This is a genomic window from Bradyrhizobium sp. GW821-FHT13H06 (genome assembly GCF_058803975.1).
The window spans coordinates 113472-133711 of record NZ_JBXAPN010000003.1 but is presented as its reverse complement, the minus strand read 5'-3'; the positions used below and the strand labels follow the sequence as shown (position 1 = coordinate 133711).

Genomic DNA, 20240 nt, shown 5'->3' with positions numbered 1-20240 from the left:
GGGACATCACGTCCCGAAACGCCCCGGGTGGAACGAGGATTTACGTTGCCGATGCGCGATCTCGACAAGGCGCTGGCCGACATCGTGGCGATCCGCAGTCAGATCGCGGCGGGCACCGCCTTCCGCGGCTACGGCCCGGCGACGATGGTGGCGACCGGCGCTGTCGCGCTCATCACCGCGGTTCTGCAGTTCTGGCTGCTGGATGACCCCACCGGCGAGCCGCTCGGGTTCTTCATCGGCTGGCTCAGTGCCGCCGTGCTGTCGGGGCTGATGATCGGCATCGAGATGCGGGCGCGTTCGCGCCGTCACCATTCGGGCCTGGCGGATGCCATGATCCACCAGGCCGTCGAGCAGTTCCTGCCGGCAGGCGTTGCCGGCGTGCTGCTCGCGGTGGTGATGTGGAAGTTCGCGAGCGAGACGCTGTGGCTGCTGCCGGGCCTGTGGCAGATCCTGGTGTCGCTCGGCATCTTTGCCTCGGTCCGCTCACTGCCGCGCACCGTCGCACTCGCCGGCGCCTGGTATTTCGTGTCCGGCTTTGCGGTGGTGGTGCTGGCAAGCCGAACCCATACGCTGTCGCCATGGACCATGGGGCTGCCCTTCGTGATCGGGCAATCGGTGATGGCGGCCATTCTGCATTTCGCGTCTGGAGACAATGATGTCGAAGACTGACAGCGCGCCCTTCTCCTATGAAGGACTCGACCGCGTGATCCACGAGAAGGCGAGGCTCGGGCTTCTGACCTCGCTGATGGCGCATCCCAAGGGGCTGGCATTCGGCGATCTCAAGCAGCTCTGCGGCCTCACCGACGGCAATCTCAGCCGGCACCTCGCCGTGCTCCAGGACGCGGGCCTCGTCGAGATGACCAAGGGCTACGAGGGCAACCGCCCGCACACGACCTGTCGCCTGACCAAGGCCGGCCGCCGCCGTTTCCTCGACTATCTCGCCGTGCTCGAGCGGCTGGTGCGCGACGCGGCGAAAGCCGCCGGCCGCGAGGCGCCGCCGCTCGGCCGCCTCGGTATCGCCTCGACCTGATTCTCCCCTTTTATTGACCGGAGACTTTGCAATGCAAAGCGAATCCACGTCGCGCAACGAGAAGCTTCATGTCGGCATCATCATGGACGGCAACGGCAGATGGGCGACGCGGCGCGGCCTGTCCCGCGTGCGCGGCCACGAGGCCGGCGTCGAGAGCATCCGCCGGATCGTCGAGGCCGCGCCCAAGCAGGGCATCGGCACGCTGACGCTTTACGCCTTCTCGGCCGACAATTGGCGGAGGCCGAGGGCGGAGGTCGCGGCGCTGATGACCTTGCTGCGCTTCTATCTCGCCAACGAGGTGCAGAGCCTGGTCAGGAACGGCGTGCGTCTCACCGTGATCGGCCGCCGCGACCGGCTGCCTGACGGCATCGCCACCGCGATCACGCGCGCCGAAGAGGCGACCGCCCGCGGAAGCGCGCTGCATTTGCGCATCGCCGTGGATTACTCGGCTCGCGATGCGATCCTCAACGCGGCGGCCAAAGCGGCCGCGCTCACCAGCCTCACCCGCGAAGCGTTCTCGCAGCTCGTCACCGGCGAGGCTGGCCTTCGCGACGTAGATCTCATCATCCGCACCTCGGGCGAGAAGCGGCTGTCGGACTTCCTGCTCTGGGAGGGCGCCTATGCCGAGCTGCATTTCACCGAGCGGATGTGGCCCGAATTCGATGCCGCCGATCTCACCGAGGCGCTCGCCGCCTTCCACGGCCGCGAGCGCCGCTTCGGCGGGCTTCGGGCGATCGTGCCGGAGGAGGTACCCTCGCTCTCCCGGGTGTGACGCACGGCACGCGAGAACGCGCTGTTCGTTTTCAGCCGCAAGGTTGGTAGCATAGACGATGCGGCCGGTGCGCGGCCTCGGACATGCGAGGCCTGGCGACGGAGGCGGGTTTTGGGGATACCGGCCCTGGAGACTGGCGGTTGGTCCACCTCGCCAAGTGCCGCCGCGCCCGTCATAGGCGCGTTGATTTGTCGTGTGGCACGGATCATGCTCTGGTCTGGGGCGATGGGGTCCGCAGCGACGGGAGCTTCTGCGATGCGCGCAGTCCTGGATTATTGCACCGGCGGAACGGAGCGGCAGGTCGCCGCCGGCGCGCTGATTGTCAGCGAGGGTGGCACCAGCGGCCACCTCTATGTGCTGATGCAAGGCAAGCTCGAGGTGCTCAAGGGTGAGATGGTGGTGGCTACCGTCACCGAACCCGGCGCCGTGCTCGGCGAGATGTCCGTGCTGCTGGGCCAGCCGCACACCGCCACCGTGCGGGCCTGCACCGACGCGATCGTCTATGAGTTCGAGGACGCCGCCTCGTTCCTCGAGAAGGAGCCGGGTGTGGCCCTGCTGATCGCAAAGATGCTGGCGCAGCGGCTCAATGTCGCCAACACCTATCTCGCCGATCTCAAGCGGCAATATGCCGGCCATGGCACGCATCTGGCCATGGTCGGCGAGGTGCTCCAGAGCATGATCAACCTGCCGCCGCTTGAGGTCTCGCCAGGCTCGGATCGGAAATCCGATCCAAGAATGTGAGCCAGTCGGGCGGCGCCTCGATGGGGGCGGCGGGGCGCGTCAGCGGCGCATTCAGGTCGATCCACTGGGCTTCGCCGGCCGCGAGCCAGAACGCCTTGTCCGCGTCGAGGTCGAGGACGATGCAGGTCGGCGGCCGGCCCGGCTGCAGGCCGGTGTTGAAGACCCAGGTCTGGCCCAGCCGGTCGAACCACGAGCCGCCGGTGATGAACGGCGACTGGTGCACATGGCCCGAGATCACCATCGACGGCTGGTATTGCATGATCCATTGCACCAGCTCGACGTCGCCGAAGAAGCGCTTGCCGCCCCAGCTCGTCGGTGAATCGGCCGGCGGCGCGTGATGCGCCCAGATCCAGCGCCGCAGCCGGCCGGTGGCGGCATCGTGCAACTGTTCGACGATGCGCTGCTTCACCAGGGGCCCATCCCACCACGGGCACACCGTGAACAGAGTGTCGCCGATGACGAGGCTGTCGCCGTCGCAGGCGATGCCCAGCTCGCGCACCTCCGAAATCCAGCGTGCGACCTTCTCGCCTTCGGCGTTGCGCTCGTCCAGGTCGTGATTGCCGGAGCAGAGGATCACGCGGGTCTGCGCGGCCAGCAGCGCGAGGTACTTCTTCACCACCACGATCTGGGCGCGGAAGTCCACGATCGAGCCGATGTCGAGCGCATCGCCGGCGAAGATCACGAGGTCGAATTGCGGCGCCGCGCTGACCAGCCAGTCGAGCTGGGGCAGCGAATAGTGCAGGTCGGCCACGACCAGGCAACGCATCGAAAATCCGTCGGCGAGAGCTCGAAAATGTCTGGGAATTCCAGGCGTCGTGAAGCAAGAAGCGGACCACCGTGGCCGCCCTGCGCGTCATCGTCGCGGGGCTGGACCGGTTGATCGAATTCTGGTGTCGTGGGCACCGTAACGCGGATGCCCGTATGACCCCCTTCAAGACCATTCGCGCGCGGGCCGAGAAGCGCAAGGGTGGGCCCAAGGCGTTGGAGAAACTGATGCCGGCCAAGCCGGACCTCGAGCGGCTGGCCGGGCTCGGCGATGACCGGATTCTCGCCGAGATGACCAGGCGGGTGTTCTGCGCCGGCTTCGCCTGGAGCGTGATCGATTCGAAATGGGACGGCTTTGAAGATGCCTTCCTGCATTTCCAGCCCGCCAAGCTCACCTTCCAGCCCGAGGACTATTGGGAGGGCCTGCTGCGCGACGCGCGCATCGTGCGCAACGGCGCCAAGATCATGTCGGTGCGCGAAAATGCCGCCTTCGTTCAGGAGGTCGCGAAGCAGCACGGCAGCTTCGGGAGGTTTCTGGCGAAGTGGCCGTCGTCCGACGAGATCGGCCTGCTCGATCTGCTCAACAAGCGCGGCAGCCGGTTAGGGGGCAACACCGGCCAGATGCTGCTGCGCTTCGTCGGCTGGGACGGTTTCGTGACGTCCAAGGACGTGGTGGTCTGCCTGCGCGATGCAGGTCTCGACATCGCCGAAGAGGTCAAGTCGAAGGGCGACCTCGCCAAGGTGCAGGCGCAGTTCAATGCCTGGGCCGGGGAGACCGGCCTGCCCTACACTTATCTGTCACGCATCTGCGCTTTGTCGGTCGGCGAGAACCGCGTCGAGTAGCAATTCGCCCCGAACGTCAGGAGAAGCGATGGCCAAAGCCTACTGGGTTGCAACCTACCGAGCGATCAGGAATCCCGATGCCATGGCGGCCTACGCCAAGCTGTCGCGTCCGGCGATCGAAGCGTCCGGCGGCCGTGTGCTCGCACGCGGGATGCCGGCTGCGGCTTTCGAGCTCGGCCAGATGGAACGCGTCGTTCTCATCGAGTTCGACAGTGTGGAGCGCGCCAGGGCGGCGTATGCGAGCCCGGCCTATCAGGCCGCCCACGATCTGCTTGGCGACGGTGCCGACCGCGACATCCGGATCGTCGAAGCCGCCGACTAAAGCGGACAGATCGTGTGCATCCTGTGGCGAACTCGTGCCGCGAGCGCGGCAGATGCCGCGCGCGATCACGAAATACATTTTGCGGGAACATTTGTCCGCAGCGCCTGTTCGGGACTTTGAGCCAGGCGGACAAGGGCAGGGAACGCATGCTCCCGCCTGGGTCAATGAAACCGCAGACAAAAACGGAGCAGCTCATGAAGCTCACATCCGAACAGGTGAAGCAGACCGTCAACCAACTCGGCGCTCAGGTGCTGCCCGACGAACATCCCGCGATGCCGCAGCTCAACAGCATGTTCGGCGAGCACACCTTCTTCGTCGACGAGACGGGCCTCAAGGTCCTCGAGCCCACGCCGTCTCCCGGCGCCGATCGCCAGAGCGGCGAAGTCGTCAGTCTCGCCGATTGGGGGGATTCCGACCTGACGCGCCTGATGGCGCATGAGCCCGAACCGACCGGCGTGATCGTGGTGTTCGAGCACGTGAGGCATTGAGCGGCCCGAGCAGATCGACTTTCATCGGTGGCGGGCCTGAAAATCCGTCACCGACAGTCGCACTCGCCGGGCGCTCTGTTTTCGCCTTTCGAGGCGGCTCCAACATGGCTGCCGGAGTCATGTCTGGAGCGGAATCTCGATGGCGATCTGAGTCCCCGGACCCGTCCTGCTGTCGAGCCGAAGGCGCCCGTTCAGCGATGAGGCCACCAGATTAAAGGCGATGTGGAGCCCCAGGCCGGCATGGCCGCTCTCACGACGGGTCGTGACGAACGGATCGAAGATCTGCGCCTTTAGCTCTTCGGGAATTCCGACGCCCTCATCAGCGCAGACGAGGCGGACGGATGTCGGGTCCGGCTGGCTGACCGTGATGACGAACCGGCCGCCTCTCTTGTCAGGATAGGCATGGCCCGCGCTATTGAGAGCGAGATTGCTGATCACCTGAGCAAGCGCTCCGGGATAGCTGTTGAGCTTGATCCCCGCCGGGCATCGGACCTCGACCGTCAGGCCATGATGCGACAGCAAGGGCCCGAGCTTGGACATCAACTCCGACAGCCAGTCCTTGAGCTCGAAGGTCCGCCGGTCCTCGTCGGCCTGATGGACGGCGACCTGCCTGAAGCTGTGCACCATCTCGGATGCGCGGTGCAGATTGTCGAAGGTCAGATCGAGCCCCTGCTTGAGCCTGTCGATGCCCTTGGTCAGGTCGGAACGCCGGACCGAGGCTCCGCCCAATGCGTCAGCCATCGTCTGCACATCGGTCTGCATGGCGGTCGAGGTCGTCAAGGCGAGGCCGAGCGGGGTGCTGACCTCGTGCGCGACACCGGCCACCAATTGGCCGAGCGAGGCGAGCTTTTCCGCCTGCACGAGCTGCTCCTGGGTCGCGCGCAGATCGCGCAGCGATTTTTCCGAGCGTTCCTTTTCCCGTTGCAGCGCCTCTGACGTCCGGAATTGTCTTCGCGCCCGGTACTCGCGCGCAGCCACGGCGTAGAGCGACAATGCGTAGGCGTTGCCGACGAGAGAATGGTTGATGAAGCTCAGCCCGGTCGGCATCGTCGTCGCGAACGACTCGGCGACCAGCAGCGCCACCCACGAGAGCAAACAGAAAATCGCGAGCGAGCCGATCCGCAACGGCAGCATGGTCGAGACGAACAGGATGATCATCATCATGCCCGGCGCGGCAAAGGTGAAGCCCGACGGCAGCACGTGATAAATGCTGGGCAGGATGCAGCCGGGAATGACGCAATAGACGAGGAAGATCGTCTCTGCCCGCGGCTTCATCCATCGTCGCGACAGCAGCGCCGTCAACGGCAGCAGGATAAAGACGGCCGTGCCGCCGCGGATTGCGAGCGTGATCGGAACCACTTCGGGGTACAGCACCCAATCCCAGAGCGTGTAGCCGGCATAGGTGGCGGCGCCGAGCAGCATTGCGATCTGCGTCCATCCGAGGCTGCCCCGGACATATTGGTCGACAAATCGCCGCTCCTCGATGCGGTCTTCGAAGCGCAGTCCGAGGCGTATCAATAAGGCAAGCATTCCAACATCAATCGCGAAAAGTCCTGTTTGACGTCTCTACGACAGGTTTTGCGGCGCGTCGCCGAAAAAGATGCCGCGTTCGCCGAAGCGGCCCCCAGGCAGCATTCAGATCCCGAGCGTCAACTGCGGCTCCGAATCGCCGCCGACCTGGAGCGAGGACAGCGACACCCCGAGCAGCCTGACGCGCTTGGGCAGCGGCATCTCGGCTTCGAGCAGGCCGCAGGCCAGCCGCTCCAGTTCGTCCCGTCCCGCAACGGCCGCAGCGACGGACCTGCTGCGCGTGATGATCTCGAAGTCGGCGAACTTGACCTTCAGGGTGACGGTGCGGCCGCGATTGCCGGTCGCCTCGCAATGGCGCCAGACCTTGTCGACGAGAGGCCTGAGTTCGGCGGCCAGCGCATCGAACGCGTCGAGGTCGATCGAGAACGTGTTCTCCGCGCCGATCGACTTGCGGATCCGGTTGGCCCGCACCGGCCGCTCGTCGACGCCGCGCGAGATCCAATAGTAATAGGCGCCGGACTTGCCGAAATTCGCGTTCATGAACTCAAGCGTCTGGTTGCGGATATCGCGGCCGGTGAACAGGCCGAGCGCATTCATCTTCGCAGCTGTCGCCGGGCCGATGCCGTGAAACTTGCCGACCGGCAGCGTCTCCACGAAAGAGGGCCCCATCTCCGGCGAGATCACGAACTGACCGTTGGGCTTGCGATGATCCGAGGCGAGCTTGGCCAGGAACTTGTTGTAGGAGATGCCCGCCGAAGCGTTGAGCCCCGTCTCGGCCTTGATCTTCTCGCGGATCTTCAGCGCGATGTCCCGCGCCAGCGGAATGCCTTGCAGGTTCTCCGTCACGTCGAGATAGGCTTCATCCAGCGACAACGGCTCGACGATGGCCGTGTGCTCGGCGAAGATCTCGCGGATCTGCCTTGAGATCGCCTTGTAGACCTCGAAGCGCGGCTTGACGAATACCAGCTCGGGACATTGCCGCTTCGCCGTCACCGACGGCATGGCGGAGCGAACGCCGAACTTGCGGGCCTCGTAGCTGGCAGCCGCGACGACGCCACGCTCCGCGGAGCCTCCGACCGCGACCGGCTTTCGGCGCAGCTGCGGATTGTCGCGTTGCTCCACCGACGCATAGAAGGCATCCATGTCGATATGGATGATCTTGCGCACCGGCGAGGCTGCGCCGGTCACGGTGTCGGATTCGCTCATGGAAAGATGATACAATCGGGCCAGGGGAAGCGCGAGGTGATGGATGCTTCAGTTGTTGGTCTTCGTCGTCGCCGTGGTCGGCACCGGCTGGCTGATCGGCGCGACCAATCTGCCCGGAGCGTGGTATGCGGGCCTGGCCAAGCCGGATTTCGTGCCGCCGAACTGGGCGTTTCCGGTGGCCTGGACCATCCTTTACATCATGATCGCCGTCGCGGGCTGGCGGACCTTTCGTCGTGCTCCGTCGGGAAAGGCGATGCTGGCCTGGGCCGCGCAACTCGCGCTCAATTTCGCCTGGTCGCCGGTCATGTTCACGATGCACCAGATCGGCGCCGCGCTCGTCATCCTCATCTGCCTGTTCGCCGCGATCGTGACCTACATCGGCCTCGAGATGTCACGAGACAGACTGGCGGCCGCATTGTTCGTGCCCTATGCCGTCTGGGTCGCGTTTGCCGGCGTGCTCAATGCGGCGATCTGGCGTTTGAATTGAGACGATGATTCTCAATCAATCTCAAACAGCAGTCCCGGGCTTGTGAGTGGCAGGCATGAGCCCGCGATCTAATATGAGTCCGCGGAGGACATCCAATGCAATACAGCTCCGAGCTCATTCAGACGATGCGTCAGGCCCTGGAAACTGTGATGGCGAGCGTGCCGGCCCATCAATCGGTCTTCGGTCTCAAGGCGGCCGTCGCCGAATGCATCCTGAATGCCGCCGCACACGGCCAAACGTCCTATGACGGACTGGTGACGTCCGCCTCCGATCAGGTCCAGGCGATCGTCGCGATGCTGACGTGAGGTCCGGCCGGAAAAACGGCTGGCAGCGCTGGCGCACCCGACACGATTCGAACGTGTGACCTTTGCCTTCGGAGGGCAACGCTCTATCCAGCTGAGCTACGGGTGCAGTGGGATTTCATTTAGCCGATTGGCGAGGGGCGGGCAACCGCTTCTCGCCGCATGCGCTCAAGCCGATTTGCGCCGGACAGGAGCCGGAACCGTCGCCGCTTCCCGGCCGAGGGCGGCGAATTCGGCCAGCACCCGTTCGGCGCACATGACGCGGTTGCGGCCGAGGCGTTTGGCCACATAGAGCGCCTCGTCGGCCGCGCCCAGCAGCCGGTCGGGGCCGCCGTCGGCACCGCCGGGGATGTGGCTGGCGACACCGACGCTGAGAGTGACGTGGTCGCCGGCGCCCGCGGCGCCGTGGGCGATCTGCAAGGCCGTGACCGCGCAGCGGATCTCCTCGGCCACTTTGCAGGCGGTGTCGCAATCCATGTCCGGCAGGATCAGCGCGAACTCCTCGCCGCCATAGCGGCCGGCGAGGTCGAGCGGGCGCACCGCGTGCCGGCTGACGACGGCGGCAACCGCGCGCAGGCACTCGTCGCCGCTCTGGTGGCCGTGGCGGTCGTTGAACAGCTTGAAATGGTCGACATCGACGAACAGCAGCGCCAGCGGCTTCTGCGTGCGCTGGGCGCGCGCCCATTCGTCCGACAGCATCTGGTCGAAGGAGCGGCGGTTCGCCAGCCCGGTCAGCCCGTCCTTGGTGGCGAGCTCCTTCAGCGCCATCTCGGCGCGCTTCTGGTCGGTGAGGTCGCGCAGCGTCTCCACCACCGCGATCAGCCGGCCGGCCTCGTCGTGGATCGGACCGGCGTCGATGGCGAGATAGAGCTGGCTGCCGAGCTTCGGCATCACGCACCAGTTCTCCGCGGAAAAGCCGAGCCCGTTATGGCCGCGCGCGGCATATTCCGAATAGTATTCCGGCAGCTGCTCCGGCCGGTCGAGCGCGACGAGGTCGGCAAGGCAAGGGCGCCTGGTCTCGTAAAAGGCCTGCCAGTGCTTGCCGGTGCCGATCACCTCGGAGGCGGCGACGCCGGTCAATCGCTCGCAGGCCCTGTTCCAGATCACCACACGGCGCTTGGGGTCGATCACGAAGGTGGGCACCACCAGGTGCTGCATCAGCCGCACGGCGTAGGAATCCGCAACGTCGACGGCTGTGGCCGGAAGTGTCCTCGACTTCGCCATCAGGCCACCGCAGCCACGGGCGCGGAGTCGCCGGGGCCGAACAGCTTTCGCACCTCGCTGGCCGGCTTCGGGGCGCTGAACAGATAGCCCTGCATCTGGGTGCAGCCGAGCGCGCGCAGCATGTCGCGCTGTGCCTCGGTCTCGACGCCCTCGGCGACCGTGGTCATGCTGCTGGCGGCCGCAATGTTCACCACCGCCTGCACGATCACGGGCGAGCCGCTCGCCTCTGCGATGTCGACGACGAAGCAGCGGTCGATCTTGATCTTGTCGAACGGGAAGCGCTTCAGATAGCTCAGCGAGGAGTAGCCGGTGCCGAAATCGTCGAGCGCGATGCGCACGCCGATCGAGCGGAGCTGATGCAGGATCGAGAGCGCCGCCTCGTCGTCGCGGATCAGCACGGCCTCGGTGATCTCGAGCTCGAGCCGACGCGGGTTCAGGCCGGAAGCGGCGAGGGCGCCCGCAATCCGCAGCGCCAGCGTGTCGCATTTGAGCTGCACCGGCGAGACGTTGACCGCGACACGCACATGCGCCGGCCAGGTCGCGGCCTCGTTGCAGGCCATCCGCAACACCCAGTCGCCGATCTCGTTGATCATGCCGGTGTCCTCGGCGACCGGAATGAATTCCGCGGGCGACACCATGCCGCGCTCGGGATGCCGCCAGCGCAGCAGCGCCTCGCAGCCGGAGACTTCGTTGGTGCGCAGGTCGACCAGCGGCTGATAATGAATCTCGAAGCCGCCATTCACGAGGGCCTGCCGCAAATCCAGCTCCATGCTCAGGCGTGCCTTGGCGCTCGCATCCATCTCCGGCTCGAAGAAGCGGTGGGTGCGGCGTCCATTGGCCTTGGCGCCGTACATCGCAAGGTCTGCGTTCTTGATCAGCTGATCGAGATCGGCGCCGTCCTGCGGTGCCAGCGCAATCCCGATGCTGGCATCGGTGGAGAGCTGATGGCCGAGACAATGATAGGGCTGCCGGATCGCCTGGTAGATCCGCGCCAGGAAGGACAGCACGTCGGCGGAGGATCCGATCCCGGTCTGGATCACCGCGAACTCGTCGCCGCCGAGCCGCGCGATCAGGTCGCCCGGCCTGAGGCAGCCGCGGAGACGGTCCGCGATCGCCTTCAACAGCTCGTCGCCGACATGGTGGCCGAGCGAGTCGTTGATGCCCTTGAATTCGTCGACGTCGATGTAGAGCAGCGCGAACTGCTTGCCGTCGGCGACCTTCGCCAGCTCGCATTCGATCTGCTCGCGGAACAGGGTTCGGTTCGGCAGGTCGGTCAGCGCATCGTAATGCGCCAGATGCGCGATCTGCTCGTCGGCGCGGCGGCGCTCGGTGACGTCCTCGATGACATGGATGAGATAGCGCGGTTCGCCGGCTTCATCGCGAATACCGATCCGGCTCGACGTGATGTAGCGAGGCCCCGTGCCCGGCATTTGCCAGGCGTGCTCGTCCTTGAACAATCCCCTGGCCGATTCCAGCGCGCTGCTGTCGTCTTGGGTGATACGGGCGGCGAGCGCCTCGGGGAAGATGTCGAACGCCGTCTTGCCCACGACATCCTGACGAGACTTGCCGAACAGCTGTTCGGCGACACCGTTGAGCAGCAGATATTGCCGCGTGCGCGCATCCTTCACGGTGATCTGCGAGGGGATATGGTCGATGATCTCGCGCAGGAAGGTGTAGTTGCGGTCGCGCTCCTGTTCCAGGTTGCGGCGCTCGGTGATGTCTTCGATCGTGGCGACCCATCCGCCCTGTGCGAGCGGCGTGTTGATGACCTGAAAGGCGCGGCCGTTGGCCAACTGATGAATTCTCGTCGAGACCGTGCCTTCGGCGACGATCCTCATCACGTCGGCGCAGAATGTCTCCACATCGCCGTCGAACGCGTTGCGCTCCTTGCGATGATACATCGCCTCGCGGATGTGGCAGCCCGGCTTGATGACGTCGTGGGAGAGGCCGAACATGTCGGCGTAGCGGCGGTTGCAGGTGACGATGGTGCCGCTCGCGTCGTACAGGATCAGCCCTTGCGACATGTTGTTGAGGGCGGTGTCGAGCTGAAGCCGCTTCGCTTCGATCCGCTCCTGCGCCTCACGGTTCTGCCGGTTGATCTGGCGGATGATCAGATACAGGATCAGCGCGATGACGGCGGCTGAAAGCGCGGCGGTCGTGACCATGAAGCCGGTCTGCTGCCGCCAGTCCGCAAGGGCCGCCGCCGTGGTGTTGGTGCCGACGATGACCAGCGGGAAATGCGTCAGCGACGCCGCCGAGCCGAGCCGCTCCTCGTCGTCGATGAGGCCCCTGACGCGGAGAGTCTGCTGGCCGCCGTTGGTGAGCACCTTCCGCATCAGTGGCGCATCCCTGAAGTCGCGCCCGATCAGCTCTTCGACATGCGGATGGCGTGCCAGCATCTTGCCTTGGCGGTCGAACAGCGAGATGGCCGTGCCCTCAGCGAGTGCGACAGACGCGAAATACTGCCGGTAGCTGTCCGGGTCGATCCGGCGCACCATCGCGCCGAGGAAGGTGCCGTCGGCGCCGGTCAACCGGCGTGCGACGATCGTGGTCCATTTGTTGATGATGAAGCTGCGGACGGATTCCAGCAGCACCGATTCGGACTGCGGATTCGTCTTGAACGTCTGAAAGTAGGCCCGAGACGAAACATTGATCTTGGGCAGCGGGTGGGCCCGCGACCAGTTGATCAGCTCGCCGTCGGCATCATAGATCGCGATATCGCCCAGGTGGGACACGGAGCTGATCTTGCTGCGCAGCATCTGGTTCGTGGCGGGGCCGGACATGCGCTCGCGGAACATTGCCGGGGAGCTGATGTCGGCCAGGTTCATCTGCCCGATCAGATCGGCGGCGACGACATCGGAATCGTCGAATTGCTGATCGAAATGCCGCGCGATCAGCTGCACCGTGTTTTCCAGCTCGCGTTCGCGGTTGGTGAGGGTCCGCTCGCGGAATTCGCCGACGGCCATGGCCGTGACGGCGAAGATTCCGGCGACCAGCAGCACGCCGCAGAGCGTCAACCACAGGACGGGACTACGTCGCGCCAATCCCTCCCAGCCGTTCCTTGCGGCTAGAGACATTCCGGCTGCCACGTTGGAAAAGACCTGGCGCATTCCCCCTCCTCGTGGGAACAGGATTACACCACACAAATGGCGCAAACCTTAGGAAAGCCAGTTACCTAAGCATTAATCCGGTTGCGTGATTGCGTCCGTATGTGCTGCTGCGGGAATCGCGTGCCGGTTGTGCGGTGCGCGTAGCAAACGCCGCGCTGCATCATTACTAACGGCTTAATGCGAGCTGCCGGCGCTCTTGTCGCCGCCGGCCTTGCGCAGCCGCCCGACCACGCCGGTCGGGAAGAAGTAGACGCTGGCGATGAACAGCAGCCCGAGCCACAGCAGCCAGCGATCGGGATGCAGCAGCCCCGGCAGCAGCGGCAGGCCGGCTTCGCCCGCCGCGTTGGAGGCAACGCCCATCAGCGATTGCAGATAATTCTGGGCGAGGATGAAGATGGTGGCGCCGATGAGCGCGCCGTAGATCGTGCCCATGCCGCCGATCACGACCATCAGCAGGATGTCCAGCATGATCGAGAAGCTCAGCGAGGTATCGGGGCCGGCATAGCGCAGCCACAGCGCGTTCAGGATGCCGGCGCTGGCGGCCACGAGCGCCGCGAGGCAGTTGGCGTAGGTCAGGTGGAATACGGTGCGGAAGCCGAGTGCCTCGGCGCGAAACCGGTTCTCGCGGATCGCCTGGAGCACGCGGCCGAACGGCGAGTTCACGACGCGGAGCAAAGCGAGGATCATCAGCGCCGAAACGGCGAACACTAGATAGAAGGTCAGGATCCGGCCGTTGATCTCGAAGCCGAACAGGCTCTTGGAGATCAGCACGGTGCCGGGGCGCAGCAGCTCCGGCAGCTGGAAGCTGCGTCCGTCCTCGCCTCCTGTCAGCCAGGACAGCTGCGAGGCCAGCACCTGGAAGGCGGACGCCACGGCCAGCGTGATCATGGCGAAGAAGATCGCCGCGACGCGCAGTGAGAAGAGCCCGATGGCCAGCGCGAGCAGGGCTGCGAGCGGCAGGCCGGTCACGATTCCGGTTGCGACCGCGGCCCAGTTCGGACCCATCCCGTACAGCGCGATCGCGATGGCGTAGCTGCCGATGCCGTAGAACATGGTGTGGGCGAACGAGACCGAGCCGGTATAGCCGAGCAGGAGGTCGTAGGAGGCGACCAACGCGGCGAAGACGCAGATCTTGGCCGCGACGTTCAGCGCCTTGGCACCCGGAAACAGGAACGGCGTCGCCGCGAGCGCCAGGATGATGACGACGAGAAGGAGCGTGAGCACGCGGCTCTTCGGCGGATCGCCTGAGAGGATCATCATCGGCTGGTCACCGCATAGAGGCCGCGCGGCCGCCACATCAGAATGGCGACCATCAGCAGGATGTTGGACACGAGGGCGAGCTTTGGCACCAGGAAGCCGCCGTAATTGGCGACCATGGCGACCAGGATCGCGCCGATGAAGCAGCCGCCGATCGACCCCAGGCCGCCGATGATGACCACGATGAAAATCAGCACCGTGAGGTCGTCGCTCATGGAGGCGTGCACCTGTTCGCGATAGAGCGCCCACATCACGCCGCCGAGGCCGGCCAGCGCCGATCCCGTCATGAACACGCCGAGGAACAGGCGGCGGATGCGATAGCCGAGCGCCTCCACCATCTCGCGGTTTTCGACTCCGGCACGGATCAGGAGCCCGACCTTGCTGCGGTTGAGCACGAGCTGGATCGCGATGAAGATGGCGAGGCCGATCAGCATCGCCAGCACGCGGTACTTGGCGATCGCGACGTCGCCGAGGATGAATGAGCCGCGCAGCGACGTCGGAAGCGGCATCGGGATGATCTGCGGCCCCCACAGCGCATAGAGCGTCTGCTCGGCGACGATCAGGCCGCCGGTCGTCATCAGGATCTGCTTCAGATGCTGGCCGTAGACGGGCAGGATCAGCACGCGCTCGACCATCAGGCCGAGCGCGCCGGAGACCGCCATCGACAGCAGCGCGGCCGGCGCCAGCACCGCGAGGTTCATCCAGAGCGAATCCGCCTGAATGGACGCCGCGAACGGCGCCAGCACCAGGGTGGCGACATAGGCGCCGACGGCGATGAAGGCGCCGTGGCCGAAATTGAGCACGTCCATCAGGCCGAACACCAGCGTCAGCCCGGAGGCCATGATGAAGATCATCATGCCCATGGCGAGGCTCGCGGCGGTCAAGGTCAGCCAGGAAGAGGTCGAGCCGATCAGCGGGATCATCAGAAGGGCGAGCGCGACCGGCAGCAGGATCGGCGCGAGATCGCGCTTCGGCTTCGGCAGCGGATCGGTTGCGGCAATGTCACTCACTGATGCGCCTCCAGACTCAGGCCGAGCAGCCGCTCCTGCAGCGACACGTCGGCGGCGAGCGCCGCCATCTCGCCGCGATGGACGATGGCGCCGTTGTCCATGACCAGCACGTTGTCGCCGAGCTCGCGGGCGGCGAAGAAATTCTGCTCGACCAGCAGGATGGTGGCGCCCTTGCGCTTGATCTCCTTCAGGCACTCGATCAGCGCCATCACGATCGCGGGCGCGAGCCCCTTGGTCGGCTCGTCGACCAGCAGCAGCTTGCGCGGCTCGATGATGGCGCGCGCGATCGACAGCATCTGCTTCTGCCCGCCCGAGAGGCTTCCCGCGCGCGACAGCCAGAAGCGGCGCAGCGCCGGAAAGAAGCCGAAGATCCAGTCGAGCTGGGTATCGTCGAGCGGCCCGTCGCGGGCCGCGAGCACGAGGTTCTCCTTCACCGTGAGATCGGAGAACACCGCCATGCTCTCCGGCACGTAACCGACGCCGCGCCGCGCGATGTCGGGCGTGGCAAGGCTCTCGATGCGCTCGCCGTCGAGGGTGATCTCGCCCTTCGAGGCCTGCCACAGGCCCATGATGGTGCGCAGCGTCGTGGTCTTGCCGGCGCCGTTGCGGCCGAGCAGCATCGTGACCTGTCCTTGCGGGACTGCGAGATCGATGCCCTGGAGGATGTGATAGCGGCCGATGTGAGTGTGCACGCCGGAGAGCTTCAGGAGATCGGTCATGCTGCGCTCTCTGCAGCGTTCTTGGGCGCGACGCCGAGATAGGCTTCCTGCACGATCGGCGAGGCGATCACTTCCGCGGGCGGGCCGTCGGCGACGAGCTGGCCGTTATGCAGCACGATGATGCGGTCGGCGAGCGAACGCACCACGTCCATCTTGTGCTCGACGAGAAGGATGATCTTGCTCCTGTCCTGCTTGAGCTGCGCGATCAGGTTGAGGACGACGGGCACCTCGTCGATGCTCATGCCGGCGGTCGGCTCGTCGAACATGAACACTTTCGGCTCCAGCGCGATCATCAGTGCGACTTCGAGCTTGCGCTGGTCGCCATGGGACAGCGCGGTCGCGGCGACGCCGCGGCGGCTGCCGAGCGCGACCTGGTCGAGGATGGCGTCGGCGCGCGCGATCAAATCGCGGCGCACCATCCAGGGCCGCAGCATGTCGTAATGGGTGCCGCTGGCGGCCTGCACTGCGAGGCGGACGTTCTCTTCCACCGACAGGTTCGGGAACAGATTGGTGAGCTGGAAGGCGCGGCCGAGGCCCGCGCGGGTGCGCATCGGCGCGGACTGCCCCGTGATGTCGGTGCCGTCGAACAGGATGCTGCCGTGTGAAGCGCGGAGCTGGCCCGAGATCAGGTTGAAATAGGTGGTCTTGCCGGCGCCGTTCGGCCCGACGATGGCGGTGAGCTCGCCCGGGCGAAACGTGCAGGAGACGTTGTTGACCGCAACGTGGCCGCCGAAGCGAATGGTGAGGTCGCGGGTTTCGAGGGTGAGCGGCATTGGGTATCTGGCAATCGATGAAACGAGATGTATCCGCGGCTACGCTACGCCCCCTCCCCCGCTTGCGGGGGAGGGCCGGGGAGAGGGTGTTTCCGCAAGCGAGAACCCCTGAGAGGATAGAGCCCTCTCCCGGCCTCTCCCGCATCCGCCTTCGCCAAGGCTTCGGCGGACAAGAGCGGGAGAGGTGAAGCAAGAAAACCTCAGCGCTTGTTGCGGATGGGAACGTCCATGTCCTCGATCTTCAGCTCGCGCACCGGCTCGAGCACGGCCCAGGCGACGTTCGGATCGACCTTGACCTTGAAGTGATACATGCTCTGCAGCGCCTGATGATCTTCCTTGCGGAACACCATCTTGCCCTTGGGCGTGTCGAACTCCAGGCCTTCCATCGCCGTGATCAGCTTCTCGGTGTCGGTCGACTTCGCCTTGGTGACGGCAGCGACGACGGACATCGCAGCGGCGAAGCCGCCCGCGGTGAAGAAATCCGGCGGCGCGTTGAAGCGCTTCTGGTGCTCGGCGACCAGCCAGTCGTTCACCGGGTTCTTCGGAATGTCATAGAAGTAGTAGGTCGCGCCTTCCATGCCGGGCAGGCCCTTATAGGCGGCGAGCGCCGGCAGGATGTTGCCGCCGGTGGAGAGCTCGATGCCGTAGCGCTTCGGATCCATGTCCTGGAGCTTCGCCAGCGGATTGCCGGCACCGGCCCAGATCACCCAGATCACCTTGCGGCCGGGCTTGTCCTTCAGCGCGTCGAACAGGCGCTGGCCGACCGCGGTGAAGTCGGTGGTCGAGGTCGGGGCGTACTCTTCGGCGGCGAGCGTGGCGCCGGTCTTGGCGAGCGCCTCCTTGAAGGCGGCGACGCCGTCACGGCCGAACGCATAGTCCTGCGCCAGTGTCGCCACGGTGACACCCTGCTTGCCGATCGCGACCGCGTTGGAGATCGCGTCCTGCGAGGAGTTGCGCCCGGTGCGGAAGATGTAGCGATTCCACTTCTCGCCGGTAATCTGGTCCGCGACCGCGGGCTCGACGATCAGGATCTTCTTGTTCTCCTCGGCGACCGGGAGAATCGCGAGCGCCGCCGCCGACGAGGTCGTGCCGATCGCGATGTCGGCCTTGTCGTCCTGATAGGCCTCCGCGAGCGCGGCCTTGGCCAGATCCGGCTTGCCCTGGTCGTCCTTGGTGATGACGACGATCTTGCGGCCGTCGAGCGTCATGGTGCCCTTGGTGGCGTATTCAAAGCCCATCTTCAGGCCGGTCTCGGTCTGCTTGGCGTAGGCCTCGAGCGGACCGGTCTTGCCGTAGATCAGCGCGATCTTGAGATCGTCGGCCTGGGCGGAGGCGCCCGCGGCGAGCGCGACAATGGTTGTTGTTATGATGAGTGATCGACGCACGATGGTCCCTCCTGATTTGAAGTTTCTCGGTAACAGCGATTTGCACAAGCTTGCGAACATTGCAATTGAACCTTCCGATGGAGCGGGCTGGCCTTTGCTTGGGCATGCATCATTTTTGGGCCTGCCTCGCTGCGCCGGCCTCGACCTGGCGCCAGTCCGACTGCGCCTCCTCCGCGCTTTCGAAGATGTGCGGCGCGACCCCGCGTTTCTCCAGGGCTTCACCCAGCTTGATGCGCAGGAAGCCCGACGTGGTGTAGCGCGACACGCCGGAATAGAAGCGGTCGACGAGGCTGCGCACCATGGCTGAATAATCGTCCATCAGCTCCGGCAGGATGGAAAAATTGTCATAATTGACGATGGCGTAGACCCGGCGGCCGAGCGGCGCCAGGCGGGCCTCGACGAGGGACGCGATGGTGTCGATCTCGGCCTTGCTGCGCAGCGGGTAGCGCTCCAGATTGACGAAGAACAGGTTCTGCTGCTCGTCCAGCGTGAAGCGCTGGTCGAGCGGGATGGTGAGCAGGCGCTCGCGCAGATCCATCAGACCCTCGCCGAAGATGCGCGCGTCCATCAGCGCCGGGTCGCGCGGGATCAGCGGCTTGAAATCCATCAGGCGCAGGATGTCGCGCTCGATGTCGATGCCGGGCGCGACCTCGGTGAGCTCGAGCCCCTCGTCCCTGAGCTCGAACACGCAGCGCTCGGTGACGTACAGCGTGCGTTGCCGCCGCGCGGCCGCAAACGGGCCGCTGAAGGTGACGTGCTCGACGCGATCCACGAACTTGCGCGACTTGGCTTCGTCAAGGATGACGAGTTTCCCGTCGCGCACGGCGACGCGCTGCTTGCCCGCACCGAACGTGCCGACGAAGACGACTTCCTTGGCATTCTGGCTGATGTTGATGAAGCCGCCGGCGCCGGCAAGCTTCGGCCCGAACTTGCTGACATTGAGGTTGCCGGCGCGGTCGACCTGGGCAAGCCCGAGGAAAGCGGCATCGAGACCGCCGCCATCGTAGAAGTCGAACTGGTACGGCTGGTCGATCACGGCCTGGGTGTTGATCGCGGCGCCGAAATCGATGCCGCTCGCCGGGATGCCGCCGATCACGCCCGGCTCCGCCGTCAGCGTGATCAGATCGATGATCCGCTCCTCATTGGCGACCGAGGCGATTCCCTCGGGCATGCCGATGCCGAGATTGACGACGCTGTTGGCTTTCAGCTCCAGCGCGGCGCGCCGGGCGATGATCTTGCGCTCGCTGATCGGCATCACCGGCAGAGAGGCGGCGCGGACCCGGATCTCGCTCGAGAAGGCCGGATTGTATTGGGTGCCGAAAGTCTGCCAGTGGTTCTCCGGCCTTGCCACGACGACGCAGTCGACGAGGATGCCGGGAATCTTGACCTGGCGCGGATTGAGGCTGCCGGCCTCGGCGACGCGCTCGACCTGGGCGATGACGATGCCGCCGGAATTATGCGCCGCCATGGCGATTGCGAGCGCCTCGAGCGTCAGCGCCTCCTTCTCCATGGTGAGGTTGCCGTCGGGATCGCCGGTGGTGGCGCGGATGATCCCGACCTGAATCGGAAACGTTCTGTAGAGCAGGCAGTCCTCGCCGCGCAGCGTGATCAGCTCCACCATGTCCTCGGTGGTGCGCGCGTTCAGCTTGCCGCCGCCGTGCCTGGGGTCGACGAAGGTGCTCAATCCGACGCGGGTGATGTGACCGGGCCGGTGCGCGGCGATGTCGCGGAACAGATGCGTGATCACGCCCTGCGGCAGGTTATAGGCCTCGATCCGGTTCGCGATCGCAAGCTGCTGCAGTTTCGGCGCAAGGCCCCAGTGCCCGCCGATCACGCGCCGGACCAGCCCTTCATGCGCGAAATGATTGAGACCGCGCTGCTTGCCGTCGCCTTGTCCGGCCGCATAGACCAGCGTCAGATTGCGCGGCTTGCCCTGCGTGTAGGGCGCATCGCCCTCATGCGACAGGTAGAGCTGCTCCAGCGCGATCGCGATCTCCTCGGCAAAGCCGATGCCGACGAAGCCGCCGGTCGCCACGGTGTCGCCGTCGCGGATCAGCATGACGGCCTCAGTCGCCGAGACGACCTTGCCCTTCTCGGAATTGCGCAAGTAGGGCAGAGCTGGGTGCTGGCTCACGGCGTTCCTCCCGATCCCTTCGACCGCATGCCGTTATTGTTTTGCGTTGATCTTATCGCGGGGATCGGCCCTGGAACAGCTTGCTCCCCACGAGAGAAGGCAGAGGAGAGCAAGGTCCGCGCCAGAGGCCGTCAATTCGCTG

At 65.4% G+C, this 20240-nt stretch carries 20 protein-coding genes and 1 tRNA gene; 9 read left to right on the top strand and 12 right to left on the bottom strand.

Annotated features, from left to right (window positions below; translation table 11 throughout):
* The first annotated feature begins 51 nt into the window (after positions 1–51).
* From AC1RQP_RS13040 to AC1RQP_RS13025, 4 genes are all read left to right on the top strand, one after another.
* On the top strand, positions 52–669 hold the full coding sequence (locus AC1RQP_RS13040) for a hypothetical protein (RefSeq protein WP_492937278.1): 618 nt from the start codon (positions 52–54) through the stop codon (positions 667–669).
* Complete coding sequence (locus AC1RQP_RS13035) at positions 656–1030, top strand: transcriptional regulator (protein ID WP_239628303.1); 375 nt, start codon at positions 656–658, stop codon at positions 1028–1030. Before AC1RQP_RS13040 ends, AC1RQP_RS13035 begins: the two co-directional genes overlap by 14 nt.
* 31 nt (positions 1031–1061) lie before the next feature.
* Entirely contained in the window at positions 1062–1802 is a 741-nt protein-coding gene (locus AC1RQP_RS13030; RefSeq protein WP_492937276.1) for a di-trans,poly-cis-decaprenylcistransferase, read from the top strand.
* 255 nt (positions 1803–2057) lie between these two features.
* Positions 2058–2543 carry a Crp/Fnr family transcriptional regulator gene (locus tag AC1RQP_RS13025; RefSeq protein ID WP_492937275.1) on the top strand — a complete coding sequence of 162 codons (486 nt, stop codon included), beginning with the start codon at positions 2058–2060 and terminating at the stop codon, positions 2541–2543.
* On the opposite strand, the gene AC1RQP_RS13020 is transcribed toward AC1RQP_RS13025, so the two are convergent.
* Positions 2482–3309, bottom strand: a complete 828-nt coding sequence (locus AC1RQP_RS13020) for a metallophosphoesterase family protein (RefSeq protein WP_492937273.1) — start codon at positions 3307–3309, stop codon at positions 2482–2484. The genes AC1RQP_RS13025 and AC1RQP_RS13020 overlap by 62 nt on opposite strands.
* 155 nt (positions 3310–3464) lie before the next feature.
* Between AC1RQP_RS13020 and AC1RQP_RS13015 the strand changes: the two genes are divergently transcribed.
* From AC1RQP_RS13015 to AC1RQP_RS13005, 3 genes are all read left to right on the top strand, one after another.
* Complete coding sequence (locus AC1RQP_RS13015) at positions 3465–4151, top strand: DNA-3-methyladenine glycosylase I (RefSeq protein ID WP_492937271.1); 687 nt, start codon at positions 3465–3467, stop codon at positions 4149–4151.
* Positions 4152–4179: 28 nt separating this feature from the next.
* Positions 4180–4473 (top strand): DUF1330 domain-containing protein, encoded by a 294-nt coding sequence (locus AC1RQP_RS13010; protein ID WP_492937269.1) that lies wholly within the window; start codon positions 4180–4182, stop codon positions 4471–4473.
* Between the two features lie 194 nt (positions 4474–4667).
* On the top strand, positions 4668–4961 hold the full coding sequence (locus tag AC1RQP_RS13005; RefSeq protein ID WP_239628292.1) for a hypothetical protein: 294 nt from the start codon (positions 4668–4670) through the stop codon (positions 4959–4961).
* Positions 4962–5078: 117 nt separating this feature from the next.
* Here the strand turns inward: AC1RQP_RS13005 and AC1RQP_RS13000 are convergent, their stop codons facing one another.
* Entirely contained in the window at positions 5079–6491 is a 1413-nt protein-coding gene (locus AC1RQP_RS13000) for a sensor histidine kinase (RefSeq protein ID WP_492937267.1), read from the bottom strand.
* A gap of 105 nt (positions 6492–6596) precedes the next feature.
* Positions 6597–7697 (bottom strand): DNA polymerase IV, encoded by a 1101-nt coding sequence (gene dinB, locus AC1RQP_RS12995; RefSeq protein WP_492937265.1) that lies wholly within the window; start codon positions 7695–7697, stop codon positions 6597–6599.
* A 43-nt stretch (positions 7698–7740) separates the two neighbouring features.
* Here dinB and AC1RQP_RS12990 point away from each other — a divergent pair, with 43 nt between their 5' ends.
* Entirely contained in the window at positions 7741–8184 is a 444-nt protein-coding gene (locus AC1RQP_RS12990; RefSeq protein WP_492937263.1) for a TspO/MBR family protein, read from the top strand.
* A gap of 95 nt (positions 8185–8279) precedes the next feature.
* The gene (locus tag AC1RQP_RS12985) at positions 8280–8489 is read left to right on the top strand and encodes a hypothetical protein (protein ID WP_492937261.1); all 210 of its coding nucleotides are present in this window, start codon (positions 8280–8282) and stop codon (positions 8487–8489) included.
* A 29-nt stretch (positions 8490–8518) separates the two neighbouring features.
* On the opposite strand, the gene AC1RQP_RS12980 is transcribed toward AC1RQP_RS12985, so the two are convergent.
* From AC1RQP_RS12980 to AC1RQP_RS12940, 9 genes are all read right to left on the bottom strand, one after another.
* Positions 8519–8595: transfer RNA gene (locus tag AC1RQP_RS12980), tRNA-Arg, on the bottom strand.
* 59 nt (positions 8596–8654) lie between these two features.
* Positions 8655–9710, bottom strand: coding sequence for a sensor domain-containing diguanylate cyclase (locus tag AC1RQP_RS12975; RefSeq protein WP_492937260.1), 1056 nt, complete (start codon positions 9708–9710; stop codon positions 8655–8657).
* On the bottom strand, positions 9710–12820 hold the full coding sequence (locus AC1RQP_RS12970; RefSeq protein WP_492937258.1) for a bifunctional diguanylate cyclase/phosphodiesterase: 3111 nt from the start codon (positions 12818–12820) through the stop codon (positions 9710–9712). The genes AC1RQP_RS12975 and AC1RQP_RS12970 overlap by 1 nt, the downstream gene beginning before the upstream one ends.
* Before the next feature lie 174 nt (positions 12821–12994).
* On the bottom strand, positions 12995–14080 hold the full coding sequence (locus AC1RQP_RS12965) for a branched-chain amino acid ABC transporter permease (RefSeq protein ID WP_239628281.1): 1086 nt from the start codon (positions 14078–14080) through the stop codon (positions 12995–12997).
* On the bottom strand, positions 14077–15087 hold the full coding sequence (locus AC1RQP_RS12960) for a branched-chain amino acid ABC transporter permease (protein WP_492937256.1): 1011 nt from the start codon (positions 15085–15087) through the stop codon (positions 14077–14079). The genes AC1RQP_RS12965 and AC1RQP_RS12960 overlap by 4 nt, the downstream gene beginning before the upstream one ends.
* A complete protein-coding gene (locus tag AC1RQP_RS12955) occupies positions 15084–15806 on the bottom strand; it encodes an ABC transporter ATP-binding protein (RefSeq protein ID WP_492937255.1) in 723 nt (240 codons plus the stop codon). Before AC1RQP_RS12955 ends, AC1RQP_RS12960 begins: the two co-directional genes overlap by 4 nt.
* The gene (locus AC1RQP_RS12950) at positions 15803–16579 is read right to left on the bottom strand and encodes an ABC transporter ATP-binding protein (RefSeq protein ID WP_239628275.1); all 777 of its coding nucleotides are present in this window, start codon (positions 16577–16579) and stop codon (positions 15803–15805) included. The genes AC1RQP_RS12955 and AC1RQP_RS12950 overlap by 4 nt, the downstream gene beginning before the upstream one ends.
* A gap of 200 nt (positions 16580–16779) precedes the next feature.
* A complete protein-coding gene (locus tag AC1RQP_RS12945; RefSeq protein WP_492937253.1) occupies positions 16780–17964 on the bottom strand; it encodes a substrate-binding domain-containing protein in 1185 nt (394 codons plus the stop codon).
* A gap of 109 nt (positions 17965–18073) precedes the next feature.
* Positions 18074–20098 (bottom strand): acyl CoA:acetate/3-ketoacid CoA transferase, encoded by a 2025-nt coding sequence (locus tag AC1RQP_RS12940; RefSeq protein WP_492937251.1) that lies wholly within the window; start codon positions 20096–20098, stop codon positions 18074–18076.
* Between the last annotated feature and the right edge of the window lie 142 nt (positions 20099–20240).